14 protein-coding genes and 1 pseudogene are annotated in these 16,194 nt (G+C 66.0%); 8 read left to right on the top strand and 7 right to left on the bottom strand.

Features of this window, described 5'->3' with window-relative positions; all coding sequences use genetic code 11:
• The first annotated feature begins 68 nt into the window (after positions 1-68).
• From ASV56_RS12960 to ASV56_RS12940, 3 genes and pseudogenes are all read left to right on the top strand, one after another.
• Positions 69-1,178 (top strand): AAA family ATPase, encoded by a 1,110-nt coding sequence (locus tag ASV56_RS12960; RefSeq protein ID WP_062562496.1) that lies wholly within the window; start codon positions 69-71, stop codon positions 1,176-1,178.
• Positions 1,179-1,242: 64 nt separating this feature from the next.
• A pseudogene (locus ASV56_RS22805) lies at positions 1,243-2,153 on the top strand (IS3 family transposase); the annotation flags it as partial.
• A 65-nt stretch (positions 2,154-2,218) separates the two neighbouring features.
• Positions 2,219-3,345 (top strand): IS3 family transposase gene (locus ASV56_RS12940; RefSeq protein WP_156429045.1). Its coding sequence is split into 2 segments (ribosomal slippage): positions 2,219-2,483 and positions 2,483-3,345, totalling 1,128 coding nucleotides; the frame shifts between segments, so codons are not numbered across the junction.
• A 3-nt stretch (positions 3,346-3,348) separates the two neighbouring features.
• On the opposite strand, the gene ASV56_RS12935 is transcribed toward ASV56_RS12940, so the two are convergent.
• Positions 3,349-3,534, bottom strand: a complete 186-nt coding sequence (locus tag ASV56_RS12935; RefSeq protein WP_062562495.1) for a hypothetical protein — start codon at positions 3,532-3,534, stop codon at positions 3,349-3,351.
• Positions 3,535-4,115: 581 nt separating this feature from the next.
• Positions 4,116-4,772: a hypothetical protein gene (locus tag ASV56_RS22800; RefSeq protein WP_082724830.1), complete on the bottom strand. Its 657-nt coding sequence runs from the start codon at positions 4,770-4,772 to the stop codon at positions 4,116-4,118.
• Positions 4,773-4,804: 32 nt separating this feature from the next.
• Between ASV56_RS22800 and ASV56_RS12930 the strand changes: the two genes are divergently transcribed.
• On the top strand, positions 4,805-6,178 hold the full coding sequence (locus ASV56_RS12930) for an aminotransferase-like domain-containing protein (RefSeq protein ID WP_062562494.1): 1,374 nt from the start codon (positions 4,805-4,807) through the stop codon (positions 6,176-6,178).
• On the opposite strand, the gene ASV56_RS12925 is transcribed toward ASV56_RS12930, so the two are convergent.
• The 3 genes from ASV56_RS12925 to hmgA form a co-directional block, all read right to left on the bottom strand.
• A complete protein-coding gene (locus ASV56_RS12925) occupies positions 6,175-6,591 on the bottom strand; it encodes a DUF983 domain-containing protein (protein ID WP_062562493.1) in 417 nt (138 codons plus the stop codon). The genes ASV56_RS12930 and ASV56_RS12925 overlap by 4 nt on opposite strands.
• Before the next feature lie 212 nt (positions 6,592-6,803).
• A complete protein-coding gene (fahA, locus tag ASV56_RS12920) occupies positions 6,804-8,009 on the bottom strand; it encodes a fumarylacetoacetase (protein ID WP_062562492.1) in 1,206 nt (401 codons plus the stop codon).
• A gap of 108 nt (positions 8,010-8,117) precedes the next feature.
• Positions 8,118-9,479: a homogentisate 1,2-dioxygenase gene (gene hmgA, locus ASV56_RS12915; protein WP_062562491.1), complete on the bottom strand. Its 1,362-nt coding sequence runs from the start codon at positions 9,477-9,479 to the stop codon at positions 8,118-8,120.
• 122 nt (positions 9,480-9,601) lie between these two features.
• Between hmgA and ASV56_RS12910 the strand changes: the two genes are divergently transcribed.
• A complete protein-coding gene (locus ASV56_RS12910) occupies positions 9,602-10,018 on the top strand; it encodes a MarR family winged helix-turn-helix transcriptional regulator (protein ID WP_062562490.1) in 417 nt (138 codons plus the stop codon).
• Positions 10,019-10,611: 593 nt separating this feature from the next.
• Here the strand turns inward: ASV56_RS12910 and ASV56_RS12905 are convergent.
• Positions 10,612-11,265, bottom strand: a complete 654-nt coding sequence (locus ASV56_RS12905) for a GntR family transcriptional regulator (protein ID WP_062562489.1) — start codon at positions 11,263-11,265, stop codon at positions 10,612-10,614.
• A 160-nt stretch (positions 11,266-11,425) separates the two neighbouring features.
• Between ASV56_RS12905 and ASV56_RS12900 the strand changes: the two genes are divergently transcribed.
• Genes ASV56_RS12900 through ASV56_RS12890 form a run of 3 tightly spaced genes read left to right on the top strand, consistent with a single transcriptional unit; the run spans position 11,426 to position 15,715 of the window.
• Positions 11,426-12,805, top strand: a complete 1,380-nt coding sequence (locus tag ASV56_RS12900) for an SLC13 family permease (protein WP_062562488.1) — start codon at positions 11,426-11,428, stop codon at positions 12,803-12,805.
• Positions 12,806-12,838: 33 nt separating this feature from the next.
• Positions 12,839-14,197 (top strand): malonyl-CoA decarboxylase, encoded by a 1,359-nt coding sequence (locus ASV56_RS12895; protein ID WP_062562487.1) that lies wholly within the window; start codon positions 12,839-12,841, stop codon positions 14,195-14,197.
• Positions 14,198-14,209: 12 nt separating this feature from the next.
• Positions 14,210-15,715: a malonate--CoA ligase gene (locus ASV56_RS12890; RefSeq protein ID WP_062562486.1), complete on the top strand. Its 1,506-nt coding sequence runs from the start codon at positions 14,210-14,212 to the stop codon at positions 15,713-15,715.
• A gap of 191 nt (positions 15,716-15,906) precedes the next feature.
• Here ASV56_RS12890 and ASV56_RS12885 read toward each other — a convergent pair.
• The coding region (locus tag ASV56_RS12885; protein ID WP_156429227.1) for a DUF1217 domain-containing protein at positions 15,907-16,194 on the bottom strand (288 nt) is incomplete at its 5' end.

Raw genomic sequence — 16,194 nt, 5'->3', positions numbered from 1 at the left:
CCCCCCAACCCATCTTTCCCGGCCGGGCCTCCCCCGGCAGACGGCCCCCTCATGCCCGGAGTATTCCCATGTCCACCATCCCCTTCATAGAAGCCCGCTTCTTCGACCCGAAAGAGGGCCGCATCGAACTCGAAACCCGCTTCATGCGGCATCTGCGCAAGCTGCGCTGCAGGAGGATCCCCCCGGACGTTCCGGCCCCGCCCGACGAGATCGACGCGCCAGGCGAGATATCGGACGCGGATCTGATGGGGATCATCAGGTTCAGCGATGACGACGAGGCCCGCATCAAGCGTCGGGTCAAGCGGATCCTGGAATGTCGCAAGGCAGCCTCCGGTCTCGAACATCTGAAGCGCGATGATCGCGAGCGGCTCGAGGTGCTGAAGGACGGCGTCCGGCTGATCCGGATCCACAGTGAACATCACGCCGACGAACTGGCCGCGGGCTTGCACGGGGATATGCCCTGGATGGCCCCGGCCACCGAGGTGGTCTGGCACGCGATGCGCCGCTCGGTGCGCGAGGGTTGGCCGGCGTTTCGGATGCCGCCGCTCCTGCTCGACGGCCCGCCCGGCATTGGCAAAAGCCGCTATGCCCGCCGTCTTGGCGAACTTCTGGCCACGTCAACCACGGTGATCGAGGCCACCGGCGAGAATGCCTCATTCGGCATTGTCGGTTCGCAACGTGGCTGGGGTGGGTCCTACCCCGGTCGACTGATCGAAACCGTCCTGCAAAGCCGCATCGCCAATCCGGTCATGATTGTGGACGAGATCGAAAAGGCCGGTCGGGCAACATCAACGAACGGGCACGCCTTCGGCCTGGCAGAGGCGCTGCTGCCGCTGCTGGAGCCACTGACCGCCAAGCGCTGGAGCTGCCCCTATTACCAGGTGAGGTTTGACATGAGCTGGGTGATCTGGGTGCTGACCTCGAACGACTGCCGGCGGCTGCCGGAACCATTGCTCAGCCGCTGCCCGCCGATCCGGCTTCGTCATCTGACCCTCGCAGAATTGCTGGCCTTCGTGCGTCGCGAGGGTGTGAGGCGCAACCTGTTCGCGAGTTCCATCGAAGCGATCTGCGAGGTTCTGGCCCATCCCTCCTTGCAACAGCATCGGCCCAGTCTGCGGACCGCCATCCGCATGCTGCAACGTGCTGCCGATCTGGAACAGGGGCCGACGCTTCACTGAGCCGGTGAATAGCCCCATGTTTCGTGGACGCCTTCTTCGCTAACTTTGAGGCAAGGAGGCCATGATGGGCACAGGTAATTTCACTGACGATTTCAAGCGCGATGCGGTGGCGCAGATCACGGAGCGGGGCTACCCGGCCAAGGAGGTCTCTGAGCGGCTCGGGGTGAGCACGCACTCGCTCTATGCCTGGAAGCGCAAGTTCGCGAAGGCGGTGTCGGGTGAGACGGCAAAGGATGCCGAGATCCGACGACTGAAGCGAGAGCTGGTCCGGGTGTCGGAGGAACGTGACATCCTAAAAAAAGCCACCGCGTATTTCGCCAGGGATGCAAAGTGAGATACGCGTTCGTGGCCGAGCATCGGGGTCAGTTTTCCATCCGTGCGATGTGCCGGTGCCTGCGCATCCAGCCGAGCGGGTTCTATGCCTGGCTGCAGGCGCCGGTGAGCGCGCGAGCCCAGGAAGACAGGCGCCAGACCGAGTTGCTGCAGGAGGCCTGGGTTGAGAGCGGCAAGGTCTACGGTTACCGCAAGCTGCATGATGATCTGGTGGAACAGGGTGAAAGCATCTGTCCGAACCGGGTCGCCCGATTGACGCAGCTTGCGGGGATCAAGGCACAGATCGGCTACAAGCGCCGCCCCGGAAGTTATGGTGGCAAGCCGTCGGTCGTGGTCGACAACACCCTCGACCGGCAGTTCGATGTCGAGGCCCCGGATAAGGTCTGGGTGACCGATATCACCTACATCCGGACGCAGGAGGGCTTCGCTTACCTCGCGGTGATCATTGACCTCTATTCCCGGCGCGTGGTCGGTTGGTCGATGCAAAGCAGGCAGACGACAGATGTCGTCCTACAGGCCCTGCTCATGGCGGTCTGGCGGCGAAAACCGAAGACCAAGGTGCTGATCCACTCGGATCAGGGAAGTCAGTTCACCAGCATGGATTGGGCTGCGTTTCTGCGGGCCCACAATCTGGAGCATTCTGGAGTGCCCCCACTGAAGTGGTCCACCCACTGGGATAGAAATATCCTGTTCAGGAGGACCATCAGATGGCAGGCAAGCGAGACAAACCGGAAGACATCGTTCTGAAGCTTCGACAGATTGAAGTGCTTCATGGACAGGGAATGGCAATTTCCGACGCGGTGCGGCAGATCGGCGTGACCGAGCCGACGTATTATCGCTGGCGCAAGCAGTATGGCGGCATGAACCGGGATCAGCTGAAGCGTCTCAAGGAGCTTGAGGCGGAGAACCAGCGGTTGCGGCGCGCGGTGTCAGATCTGACCTTGGACAAGATGATCCTGAGCGAGGCTGCACGGGGAAACTTCTAAGCCCTTCGCGCCGTCGCCAGTGCATTGACCATGTGCGGCAGGCGCTCGGCATATCCGAGCGCCGCGCCTGCCGCATCCTCGGGCAGCACCGCTCGACGCAACGCAAGGTTCCTTGCGGCGCCCCGGACGAAGAACGGCTGACGGAAGACATCATCACGCTCGCTCGCACCTACGGGCGATATGGCTATCGGATGATCACCGGATTGCTGAACAACGCCGGTTGGCATGTAAATCATAAACGCGTGGAACGGATATGGCGGCGTGAAGGGCTGAAGGTCCCGCAAAAGCAGGCAAAGAAGGGTCGGCTCTGGTTGAACGACGGGTCCTGCGTCCGTCTCCGGCCGGAGCACCCGAACCACGTCTGGTCCTATGATTTCGTTCAGGACCGGACACATGACGGACGGCTGTTTCGGACGCTCAATATCATCGACGAATTCACGAAGGAGGCGCTGGTGATCCGTGTAAACCGCAGGCTCAATTCCACCGACGTAATCGACGCCCTGACGGATCTGTTCATCTTGCGTGGCCCGCCTGCGTTCATAAGGTCCGACAATGGCGCGGAATTCATTGCCAAGAAGGTGCAGGGCTGGATCGGCGCAGTTGGTGCCAAGACCGCGTTCATCGAGCCGGGTTCACCCTGGGAGAACGGGTATTGCGAGAGCTTCAACGCTCGATTCCGCGACGAACTCCTGGATGCAGAAGTCTTCTATTCGCTCAGGGAGGCCCAGATCCTCATCGAGCGATGGCGCAGCCACTACAACACTGTCAGGCCGCACAGCTCCCTGGGATACCGCCCACCCGCACCGGAAGCCGTCATCCCAATAGACCAGCGGCCGACGATGCACTAACAATCAACCCGGACCACTCGGTGGGGGCAGTCCAGCGATGCGGTGCAGCACGACAGTCTCCTGCGCCAGTTCGGCGGTCAGCGCCCGGTGCTGCGCGACCCCCATGGCCGTCAGCAGCAGAAGCAGCACCCCGGTCCAGGAAAGGGCCAGCCTTGTCGGGCTTTCCAGAAAAGGCACAGGTCGCGTCATGACGCCAATCTGGCAGGTCGCAAAGGCAAGGGAAATAGGCTGATCGTCTGGCAGGCTAGTAGTCCAAGGAATGCATGAGGAGAGGTTTGGCCTGCCCAATTCTATCATGCCCGAGGGTTGAAGGGTCAGGACATATTAATCGGCTTGGATGTCAGCATATCCAACAGGCGCTCACGTCATATGGTGATGAGGATGCCGCAATCATGGTCCAAGCCCTGCTCCACCGTGTGGCGGCGGATATGACATGCGAGGCTGAGAATATTTGGCACCGCTTCCGCATTTGGTCAATCTGCTGTTGGGCAACGGGTTGCGCGGGCGCGGTTGTCATTCTTGCTGTGATCGGCACAGATCCGACCTGGCGTTTGATCGGTCTGATGTGCACCGCTGCCGCGCAGGCAGTTTCGCGCGTTCATGCTGTCGCAGCCCGGGTGCGGCATTGCGATGGAGGTCTGCGCCACCGCTCACCAAAGCCATGAATATAACAAGGTGAGAAAAGCAGAAAAACCGACACTATACTGGTGCTTCACAAACTATCAAGTTGTCAATCCCTCTGGGTCAGGAAAGCCATAAGCGCGGCAACATCACATCAGCGTATTGGTCAGAAGGCATACCGTAGCCATTCGATGAACGCCACCTGGCACCGTTATTGCACCTGCAACTTCGGCCGCGGAGGCGAAGTCCACGTCACCCACCAACCGTGATCGGCCATTTTCGATGATATTATGCACGCCAATATCGATGATCGTGGCTCCCGGCCTGATCCAAATCCCCTTTATCCCCTTGGGGCGGCCGGTGTTGGCGATGACAATATCTCCCATCCGGCATAGCTCTGCCGTGTTTCGAGAGCGGTGATGGGCGATCGTGACACTGCAGCCTCTGGCAAGCAGAAGCTGAGCCATCGGCCACCCGTCAAGGCCGAGATTGCTGACGATTATCGCGTTGAGCCTCGAAATATCTCCAAGCTTTTCTCGCAACAGCATGAGGCAGCTCAACGGAATGCAAGGCACCATGCCCTTCTGGCCGGTTGTCAGACGTCCGACATTTGAAATATGGAATCCGTCGACGTCTTTTTCCGGATCAATCGTGTCGAGTATCTTTTCCTGATCCATACAAAGAAGCGGAAATTCCGTTGCTTGTATGGACGCGAGAGATGCCGCGATCCGTCCCGCGCGCCAGACCAGATGCGCTGCCGAACCCCGCCGGCCGACCCGGCCTTGCCTGCGCCGCTCTGCCTGCATACAATCCGCAACAATTTCCCGATTGGACCGCCATGACCTCCTGGATTCCCGTGCTGGCTGCGGATGGCAAGCCGCGTTACCTGCAGATCGCCGATGCCATCGAGGCCGATATCCGCAGCGGCGGGTTGCGGCCCGGCGACCGGCTGCCGCCACAACGTCGGCTGGCCGAGGTGCTGGGCATCGACTTCACCACCGTCAGCCGCGCCTATGCCGAGGCGCAGGCCCGCCAGCTGGTGCAAAGCCATGTCGGGCGCGGCACCTTTATCCGCGGCACGCCGGCGCCCGCCGTCCCGACCCCCGACCCCCGGCGGCAGGGCGGCGAGGATCTGTCGATGAACCGTCCGCCCGAGGTCACCGACCCGGCGCTGATCGCCCGCATGGCCGAGGGCGTGGCTGAAATCTCGGCGAACCTGCTGCCGCTTCTGCGCTATCAGCCCACCACCGGCGGCGAGCCCGACAAGCTGGCGGCGGCGACCTGGCTGGCGCGGCGCGGCATCGCCCCCGCGCCCGAGCGCATCGCCATCGCTCCGGGCGCCCATGCCGCCATGGCCGCGATCCTGTCGACGCTGGCGCAGGCCGGCGACACGGTGCTGTGCGAGCGCATCACCTATCCCGGCCTGCGCGCCCTGGCCGCCCGGCTGGGATTGCGGCTGGTCGGGATCGGGCTCGACGATGCCGGGATGATCCCGGAACTGCTCGAGGTGGCGATCCGCGACCATGCGCCCAAGGCGCTTTACCTGAACCCGGTGCTGCACAATCCGACCACGCTGACCATGCCGGAATGGCGCCGCCGCGAGCTGGCCCGCATCATCGCCCGCCACGCCCTGCCGCTGATCGAGGACGACGCCTATGGTTTCGTGCCGCAGGCGCCGCCGCCGCCCTTCGCCGTGCTGGCGCCGGCGCAGACCTGGCATGTCGGCGGGCTGTCGAAATGCATCGGCGCCGGGCTGCGGCTGGCCTATGTGGTGGCGCCGGACGGCCGCGCGGCCTTCGCGCTGGCCCAGGCGCTGCGCGCCTTCTCCGGCATGGCCTCGCCCCTGGGCATGGCGCTGGCGACGCGCTGGATCGAGGACGGCACCGCCGACCGCATCCGCGATTTCGTCAACGCGGAAAGCGCGGCGCGCCAGCGCATCGCCGCCGCGGTGCTGTCGGGCTTCCAGTTTCGCGCCGATCCGCATGCCTTCAACATCTGGCTGAAGCTGCCCGAAGGCGCCGGCCGCGCCGAGCTGATGGGCCGCATGGCCGGCCGCCATATCGGGCTGATGCCGGCCGATGCCTTTACCGTGGGCGCCGCGCCCGACGAGCATCTGCGCATCTGCCTGGGCGGCGCGATCAGCCGCGACGAATTGCAGAGCGGCCTGCTGTTCCTGGCCGACAGCCTGTCTGGCGGCGGCTGGATGGGCTAGGCGGCGCGGACCGGGACGGCGGCGCGCACCGGCTCGAACCCGTGCATGCCCTTGACCCATTGCAGGGCGACGAACATGCCCTTGACCGGCGGCAGCAGCGCCAGCGACAGCGCGACCGCCGCAAGGCCCAGCAGCAGCGCGATCCGCGCCGGATGGTCGCCCAGCAGGCTGAACATCGGCACCAGCGCGAAGCCGATCAGATGCGCGACCAGCAGGATGACGACATAGGCCGGCCCGTCGTCGGCGCGCTGCGGCGTCAGGTCCAGCCCGCAGGCGTCGCATTGCGCGGCCACTTTCAGATAGCCGCGAAACAGCTTGCCCTCGCCGCAGCGCGGGCATTTCAGGCAGGCACCCCGCCGCAGCGCCGGCTTGAGATTGCCGGGATCCTGGGCGAGCAGGGTCGATGAGGTCATGCGCGTTTTCCCTTGCAACAATCGCGGGCGCGTTCGCCGCGCCTAGGCCGTTATATAGGCAATTGATCGGCAAATTTAAAGATGATTGATTGCATGCAATAATGCAATCAATCAAGGCGCTTGGACCCGCTCCCAGGCGATGGCCTTCGGCCCCGGCGCCATCCGCACCCGGCGGGACATGGACGCACGGCAAGAGCCATGCAGCACAACGCTCACGGCCGTGCCGGCAGCACCCGGCCCAGGCAGGGGCCGAAGCCGATGCGATAGCCGTCGCCCTGCGCCTCGGCGAAAAGCCCGATCTCGTCGCCGTCCTCGATGAAAAGGCGCGGCTCGCCCCTGACCATGACCGGGAGCTTGCCGCCCTCGGTCATCTCCAGCAGCGCCCCGGCCTGGTCGCGCGAAGGCCCCGAGATGGTGCCCGAGCCCAAGAGGTCGCCGACCCGCATCGGGCAGCCGGAACTGGTGTGATGCGCCAGTTGCTGGGCGCTGGAGTAATACATGACGTTGAAATTGGTGCGCGCCATGACCTGCCCGTTCATGCTCCAGCCGACCGCCAGGTCGTAGAGCCCGGGCCGTTCCTCGGCCAGATAGGGCAGCAGCGGATTCAGCCGCGCGGCGCCGGGCGAACGGAAGGGCTCCAGCGCGGCCTGGGTCACCACCCAGGCGCCGATGGTGGTTCCGAGCGCCTTGGACTGGAACGGACCCAGCGGCTGGTATTCCCAGGCCTGCACGTCGCGCGCCGACCAGTCGTTCAGCAGGACATAGCCGAAGATCATCGCCTCGGCCTGCTCCACCCCGACCCGCTCGCCCATCCGGCTGTCGGCGCCGACCACGGCGCCCAGCTCCAGCTCCAGGTCCAGCCGGCGGCAGGGCACCCATTCCGGGCCGGCCTCGCCCTTCACCTGTCCCATGGGCCGGCGGATCGGCGTGCCCGAGACCACTACGGAGGAGGCGCGTCCGTTATAGCCGATCGGCATATGCGTCCATTGCGGCGGCAGCGCATTCTCCGGCCCCCGGAACAGCATGCCGACGTTGAAGGCATGGTGCCGCGAGGCATAGAAATCGGTGTATTCCGTGACCCGGATCGGCAGGTGCAGCGTCGCATCCGCCATGGCGACCAGCGGCAGGTCGCCCGCGGCGCCCTCGGCCAGCAGTTCGGTCAGCCGCGCCCGCACCGCACCCCAGCGCGCGCGTCCCAGGGCCATGAAGCCGTTCAATTGCGGCTGCGCGAAGGTGCCGCCGGCATCGATCAGACCCTGCGCCTCGCATCCCGCCAGATCCAGGATCAGGTCGCCGATGGCCACCCCGCAGCGCGGCGCCTCGCCCGGGCGCGAGAACACGCCATAGGGCAGGTTGTTCAGGGGGAAGCTGCAATCCGGCTGGTTGGCGCTTTCGACTCTCGACCGCAGCAGGGCCATGCGCAGCCTCCTTCTTTCTTGGGAAAATATCCTCGGGGGGAGCGCCTGCCTGCCCCCATCGAGGGGGCGGGCAGGCGCCGGGGGGCAGACAGCCCCCCGTCTTGGGCCTCACTTCACGCCCGGCGTGCCGTCGAACTTCTTCTCGAGCCGGTCCCAGACCTCGATATAGTCCTGCTGCATCGGCGCCTCGCGGGCGGCGAATTCGGTCAGATGCTGGGGAAAGCGGGTCTCGAACATGAAGGACATGGTGTTGTCCAGCTTCTCGGGCTTCAATGCGCTGGCCGAGGCATGCTCGAAGGCGTCGCGGTCCGGGCCATGCGGCAGCATGCAATTGTGCAGGCTGATGCCGCCCGGCGCGAAGCCCTGCGGCTTGGCGTCGTAGACGCCGTAGATATTGCCCATCAGCTCGGACATGATGTTCTTGTGATACCAGGGCGGGCGGAAGCTGTGCTCGGCCACCAGCCAGCGTTCGCGGAACAGCACGAAGTCGATATTCGCCGTGCCCTCCTGTCCCGAGGGCGCGGTCAGCACGGTAAAGATCGACGGGTCGGGATGGTCGAACAGGATCGCGCCGACCGGGGAATAGGTCCGCAGGTCGTATTTATAGGGGCAGTAATTGCCGTGCCAGGCCACCACGTCCAGCGGCGAGTGCTCGATCCAGGTCTCGTGGAACCGGCCGCACCACTTGATGACCACGCGCGAGCGGGTCTCGCGATCCTCATAGGCCGCGACCGGGCATTTGAAGTCTCGCGGATTGGCCAGGCAATTGGCGCCGATCGGGCCGCGGCCGGGCAGGTCGAACTTCTGGCCGTAATTCTCGCAAACGAAGCCGCGGCAGGGGCCGTCCAGCACTTCGACGCGGTAGACGAGGCCGCGGGGCAGGATGGCGATTTCCCGCGGCTCGAGGTCGATCACGCCGAGTTCGGTGCAGAAGCGCAGCTTGCCTTCCTGGGGCACCACCAAGAGCTCGCCGTCGGCCGAGAAGAAATATTCGTCCTGCATGGATTGCGTGACCAGGTAGACATGGCTGGCCATGCCGACCTGGATGTTCACGTCGCCGGCGGTGGTCATGGTGCGCATGCCGGTGATCCAGGTCAGCGCCTGCTCGGGCAGCGGGATCGGATCCCAGCGATATTGCCCCAGGCTGACGATGTCGTCGCGGACGTTCGGCGCGGTCTTCCAATAGGGCAGGGCGATCGGCGCGAAGCGGCCGGTGTGATGCACCGAGGGTCGGATGCGATAGCACCAGGTGCGCTCGTTCTGGCCGCGCGGCGCGGTGAAGGCGGTGCCGGACAGCTGCTCGGCATAAAGCCCGTAGTTGCATTTCTGAGGGCTGTTCTGGCCTTGCGGCAGGGCGCCGGGCAGGGCCTCGGTCTCGAAATCATTGCCGAAGCCGGGCATGTAGCCCGCGACCGTGCCGGTGGTGGCGGCGGCGCGGATCATGCCGGCGGGCAGGGCGTGCTGGGACATGCGGCCTCCTCCCCGGGATTCATTGCCGATGCAACGAAAATACCGTTGCTGGCGCAACGATGTCAACGGGCTTGTTGCGGCAGCAACGGTTTTCTGGTGATCTGCCGCCGACAGGAGGAATGATGAGCTTTGATCTGGATGGATTCCTGCCCTATCGGCTGGCGGTGGCCGCGGCGCAGGTCAGCCGCCGCTTTGCCGCGCTTTACGAGGCCGAGGCCGGGCTGAGCATCCCGGAATGGCGGGTGCTGGCGCATCTGGGCAAGTCCGGCCCGGTGAGCGTGCGCGACATCACGCAGCGGGTGAACCTTGACAAGTCGGTGGTCAGCCGGGCGGCGACGCGGCTGGAACAGGCAGGCCATCTGCGCAAATCCGGCCATGACAGCGACCAGCGGCTGGTGGTGCTGGAGCTGACCGAGGACGGCCGGGCGCTGATGGCGCGGCTGGGCCGCATCGCCGATGCGTTCCAGGCCGAGCTGCTGGCCGAGCTGGGCGAGGATGCGGCGCCGCTGCTGCGGGCGCTGGAACGGTTGGACCGCTAGCTTGCGGATTCCTGGGCCGATGCCGCGATGCCGTTTCCAGCGCGGCGCAATCGTGGGCGTTGAGGACCGGGCCGGTGCGGGCGAAACAGCATCCAGGCTTCGGGGGTGATGCCATGGTCGCGACCGCAGGCAGGAGCGCGTGATCAGCCCCTAGGCTTCCAGCCGCTCGGGTCGATGCGGCGGAATCCCGCGCCGACTCCGGCGCAGAAACCGGGATCGCCCAGCAACTCGGTCCGGTCTTGAGAAGGCGGTGTCGCCCGCCGGGCGCGGACAACAACCTGCGCAGTGGGCGGTTCGATTACCGACCTCCGCAAGCCTGCAAGGCGGCGACGCGGCGGCCGAACAGTTCGGCCCGGCCGTCGATCCGCTTTTGCGGCGTGAACCAGGTGATGACGGCAGCGGACGACAACCCGGCCGGGCTGGCCGGCACAGCCGATCTGGCGGCGGCGGGCGGGTGGCTGCAACCCGGTCAGGGCTGAATCGGCAGGCATAGTGCGGGCCGGCCGAACGCGCGCGTCTGCGGGAAGCAATCCGGGCTTGGCCTGTTCGTCTGAAAGACTGCTTCACCGTCGGAGGGCAGGCTGCCGCGACCCCTAACCCTTGCGCGTCGCGGCGATCAGGTCGTGGAAGCGGTCGCCCTGGACGATGACATGGTCGCGCAGGGCGGTGGCGGCGGCCTCGGCATCGCCGCCGCGGATATGCGCGACCACCGCGTCATGCTCGGCGAACGAACGCGCCATGCGGTTCCTGACCTTCAGCTGCATGCGCCGATAGGGTTGCAGCATGGCATGCAGCCGCGACGCCTCGCGCTCGAGGAAGGCGTTGTGGGTCGCGCGGTAGATGCAATGGTGGAAATCCGAGTTACGGGCGTAATAGGCCTCGACCTCGCCGGCCTCGGCATGGCGGCGGCAATCCTGGTGGACCTGTTCCAGCGCGGCCAGCTCGGCCTCGGTGATGCGGCGGGCGGCCAGGCGGCCGCAGGTCGCCTCCACCTCGGCCATGACCTCGAAGCGCTCGGCCAGCTCGCTCGGCGTCCATTCGGTGACGAAGGTGCCGCGCTTGGGCACCACGCGCACCAGGCCCGAGGCCTCGAGCTGGTGCAGCGCCTCGCGGATCGGGGTGCGCGAGACCTCGAATTCGCGCTCCAGCGCCTCAGGGTCGAGCCGCGCGCCGGGCAGGTAGACGCCTTCGACGATGGCATTCTCCAGCGCGTTGCGGATGCGGAGCGTGTTCGGAATCGCGGCCATGGTCCCCCCTTGCCCCAAGAATAGGCATCCGGCAAAGATTTATCCATGGCCAAGTCTGTTATATACAACAACCCAAGGCCGGATGTATAACACCGGGAAGGGATTCGCGGGCTTGGGAGGGCACGCGCGCCCCGGAGGGTGCAAGGAGGAGGAGCCGCGCATGACCCCCTATCTGATTTCGATCTATGCCCTGGTCGCCATGTTTGTCGTCGCGACGATCTGGCCGATCAACATGGGCGTGCTGGCCTTTGTCGGCGCCTTCCTGGTCGGCACGCTGATGGCCGGCCAGACCACCAAGGACATCATCGCGGGCTTTCCGGGCGGGTTGTTCCTGACGCTGGTGGGCATCACCTGGCTGTTCGCGCTGGCGCAGAACAACGGCACCATCGACTGGCTGGTGCGCATGGCGGTGCGCGCGGTCAAGGGGCGGATCGCGGCGATTCCATGGATCATGTTCGGCATTTCGGCCGTGCTGACGGCGGTGGGGGCGGTCAGTCCCGGCGCCGTCGCCATCGTCGCGCCCATCGCGCTGGGTTTTGCCTTTCGCTACCAGATCTCGCCGCTGCTGATGGGCCTGATGGTGGTGCATGGCGCCCAGGCCGGTGGCTTTTCGCCGATCAGCATCTATGGCGGCATCACCAATGGCGTGGTGCAGAAGGCCGGCCTGCCGCTGTCCGAAATGACCACCTTTGCCGCCAGCTTCCTGGTCAATGCGGCGGTGGCGCTGATCCTTTTCGCGGTCCTGGGCGGGCGCAAGCTGATGGCGGCGCGCGACAGCGTCGAGCCGGTCACCGTGCCGCATGTCGAGATCGCCCGCCCCGCCACCGGTCCGCAGATCTTTGGCGACAGCGAGGCCGAGGCGCTGAGCCGGCGCATCGGCGCGGAAGGCGGCGGCACGTCGAACCGGCTGGTCGCCGAAGCCGAGGAAGGCAACCAGCCCGACGGCACCCCCTATCAGATCGCCACGCTGGCCGGGCTGGTGGCGCTGGCGGTGCTGGTCCTGGCCTTCAACCTCGACATCGGCTTCGTCGCGCTGACCATCGGCCTTGCGCTGGCGCTCTGGGCGCCGACGATGCAGAAACGCGCCATGGCCCAGGTCGCCTGGCCGGAAATCATGCTGATCACCGGGGTTTCGACCTATGTCGCGGTGCTGGAACACATGGGCACCATCGACTATGTCGGCGAAAGCGTGGCGAACATGGCCTCGCCCATGCTGGCGGCCCTGATGCTGTTCTTCATCGGCGCGGTGGTCTCGGCCTTCGCCTCGTCCACGGCGGTGCTCGGCTCGCTGATCCCGCTGGCCGTGCCGTTCCTGCAGGCGGGCACCGGCGTCGGCGCCGTCGGCTTCATCGCCGGCATGGCGGTCGCCTCGACCATCGTCGACGTCAGCCCGTTCTCGACCAATGGCGCGCTGGTGCTGGCCAATGCGCGCGGCGTCGACCGGCAGGCGTTCTTCCGCCAGCTGCTGGGCTATGGCGCCCTTGTCACCGTGCTTGCGCCGGTGGTGCTTTGGATGATCTTTGTCCTGCTGCCGGGCTGATCCCGGCGGCCCTGTCGAACGGAGGCCCGTGACATGACACCCTCGACCCGCCGCGCTGCACCGCGCCCCGCCTTTCTTTCCGAGCTGTTCGAGTCGCTGACCGACCGCACCCGGCGGCTGCTGGGCCGGCGCGACGGCGGGGCGGTGCCGGAAGCGCCCGAGCTTTCCGAACTGGCCGAGGCGCTGTTGTCGCGGCGCGGCGAGGCTTCGGGCGTGGCGCTGGCGCAGGGGCTGCTCGACGCCTTCCAGCGCGCCGATCCGGCCGAGCGGCTGGCCTTCCTGGTCACCCTGGCCGAGCGCTTCGGCCCCGATGCCGAGGCCGTGACCCGGGCGCTCGACACCCTGCAGCGCGACCCCGCTGCCGTCGAGGCGCTGCATATCGCCAGCGAGCCCCGGCGGCAGGAGCTGCTGCGGCGGCTGAACCTCGCCCCCGGCGGCACGGCGGCGCTGGTGCGGATGCGCGAGGAATTGCTGCGCCATCTCAAGGATACGCCCGCCCTGCGCCGGGTTGATGCGGATTTCGCGCATCTCTTCGCCAGCTGGTTCAACCGCGGCTTCCTGGGCCTGCGCCACATCGACTGGGACACGCCGGCGAGCATCCTGGAAAAGATCATCCGCTACGAGGCGGTGCATGCGATCCGGAACTGGGACGACCTGAGGAACCGCCTGCAGCCGACCGACCGGCGCTGCTACGGCTTCTTCCACCCGCAACTGGTCGACGAGCCGCTGATCTTCGTCGAGGTGGCGCTGACGCGCGAGATCCCCGGCCATGTCGCGGGGCTGCTGGACCTGGACCGCAAGCCCATCGCCGCAGAGCGCGCGGATACGGCGGTGTTCTATTCCATCTCGAACACCCAGCGCGGGCTGGCGGGGGTCAGCTTCGGCAATTTCCTGATCAAGCAGGTGGTCGAGGAGCTGAAGGCCGAGCTGCCCGGCATCCGGACCTTCGTCACCCTGTCGCCCGTGCCGGGCTTTGCCGGCTGGCTGGCGGAACAGCGCGCCGACGCGAATTCCGAACTGATCGACGCCGACCAGCGGCTGGCTTTCGCGGTGCTGGACCGGCCCGACTGGCACCTGGACCCGGCAGTGGCCGAGGCGCTGCGCGCGCCGCTGCTGGCCGCCGCCGCCAGCTATTTCCTGGCCGCCCGCGATACCCGCGGCCGGGTGATCGACCCGGTCGCCCGCTTCCACCTCGGCAATGGCGCCCGGCTGGAGCGGCTGAACCACCTGGGCGACGTCTCGGCCAACGGGCTGCGGCAATCGCACGGGCTGATGGTGAACTATCTCTATGACCTCGAGCGCATCGAGGCCAATCACGAGGGCTATGCCGAGCGCGGCGATGTCGCCGCCTCGGCCGCGGTCGGCCGCGCCCTTGCCCAACCGAACGCCTGAAAGGACCGGCGCATGAGCGAGAACCTTTTCGACATCCTGGAGCGCGGCATCGCCGACCCCGAGGCCACCGCGATCGAAACCCCGGCAGGCGAGCGCATCCGCTACGCCGACCTGGTCGCCCGCACCGGTCGGATGGCCAATGCGCTGGTATCGCTGGGTGTGGCGCCTGGCGACCGCGTCGCCGCGCAGGTGGAGAAATCGGTCGAGGCGATCGTGCTCTACCTCGCCACCGTGCGCGCGGGCGGCGTGTTCCTGCCGCTGAACACCGGCTACACCCCGGCCGAGATCGACTATTTCGTCGGCGATGCGCGCCCGCGCGTCTTCGCCTGCGATCCGGCGCGCGCCGATGCGCTGGCCCCCATCGCCGAAGCGGCGGGCGCCCGGCTGATGACGCTGGACGGCGACGGGCGGGGCTCGCTTGCCGATGCGGCGGATGCCGCCGCGCCGGCATTCGCCACCGTGCCGCGCCAGGCGGACGACCTTGCGGCGCTGCTCTATACCTCGGGGACGACGGGGCGGTCGAAGGGGGCGATGCTGACGCATGGCAACCTGGTCTCGAATACCTTGGCGCTGCGCGAGGCCTGGCACTATTCGGCCGAGGACGTGCTGATCCACGCGCTGCCGATCTTTCACACGCATGGGCTGTTCGTCGCGACCAATGTGACGCTGTTCTCGGGCGCCTCGATGATCTTCCTGCCCCGCTTCGACGTGGACCGTATCTTCGAGGCGATGACCCGCGCCACCGTGCTGATGGGCGTGCCGACCTTTTACGTGCGGCTGCTGCAGGACGACAGGCTGACGGCCGAGAATACCAAGGGGATGCGGCTGTTCATCTCGGGCTCGGCGCCGCTTCTGGCCGAGACGCATCGCGAATGGCAGGCCCGGACCGGCCACGCGATCCTGGAACGCTATGGCATGACGGAAACCAACATGAATGCCTCGAATCCCTATGATGGCGAGCGCATCGCCGGCACCGTCGGACTGCCGCTGCCGGGGGTCGAGATCATCGTCACCGACCCCGAGACCGGCACCGAGCTACCGCGGGACGAGATCGGCATGATCGAAGTGCGCGGCCCAAATGTGTTTTCGGGCTACTGGCAGATGCCGGAAAAGACCGCGGCGGAACTGCGCGCAAACGGCTTCTTCATCACCGGCGACCTGGGCAAGATCGACCAGCGCGGCTATGTCCACATCGTTGGGCGCGGCAAGGATCTGATCATCACCGGCGGCTACAACGTCTATCCGAAGGAGATCGAGGCCGAGCTCGACGCCCTGCCAGGCGTGACCGAAAGCGCGGTGATCGGCCTGCCGCACCGCGATTTCGGCGAGGGCGTCACCGCAGTTCTGGTCGGCCCGGCGCCGCCCTCGGAGCCCGAGATATTGGCGGCGCTGGAAGGCCGGCTCGCGCGCTTCAAGCTGCCGAAGCGCGTTGTCGTCGTTGACGAACTGCCGCGCAACACCATGGGCAAGGTCCAGAAGAACCTGCTGCGCGAGAGGTTCAAGGATCTTTACGAATAAGGGGCGATTCCGCCGAGGCGACGACAGGCTTTGACGCTGCTTTCGGGCGGCGTCATTCCTGCCCTATCTCCTGCGCTCCTCTGCCGCCCCCTTCTGCCTTTCTGTCCCTGCAATCCCCGATTGCCTTGCAGCTTCGAAGTAAGCGATCCGCTGCAGATCCCGAATATCCCTTGGGCTCCAGATGCCTTGGATCACCCCCTTAGCAATGTAAGGGCATTTGCATGGCTCGATGCGGTGGAGGAGGCCTGGATCTGGTTGCGCAAAAGATACCTTCGAACAAGCGAATCCACAGAGGTGGACGACTCGAACTGAGCTGCTGAGTCGGATCCTGTGAACTGCTCCGTCTTCGACTTGATCTCGGAAAGCTGTCGATCGATGGGAAGCGCGGAGAAACTGCTGCCAAGACCGTAGGCGACTTCAAATATCTGGCGCAAAGACTTGGAGCCGAGAATCTGGTACCATTTCGCATTATCGCTGGT

The sequence above is a fragment of the Paracoccus aminovorans genome (assembly GCF_001546115.1).
Lineage (GTDB): Bacteria > Pseudomonadota > Alphaproteobacteria > Rhodobacterales > Rhodobacteraceae > Paracoccus > Paracoccus aminovorans_B.
This window is presented reverse-complemented; position numbering and strand designations above follow the sequence as displayed.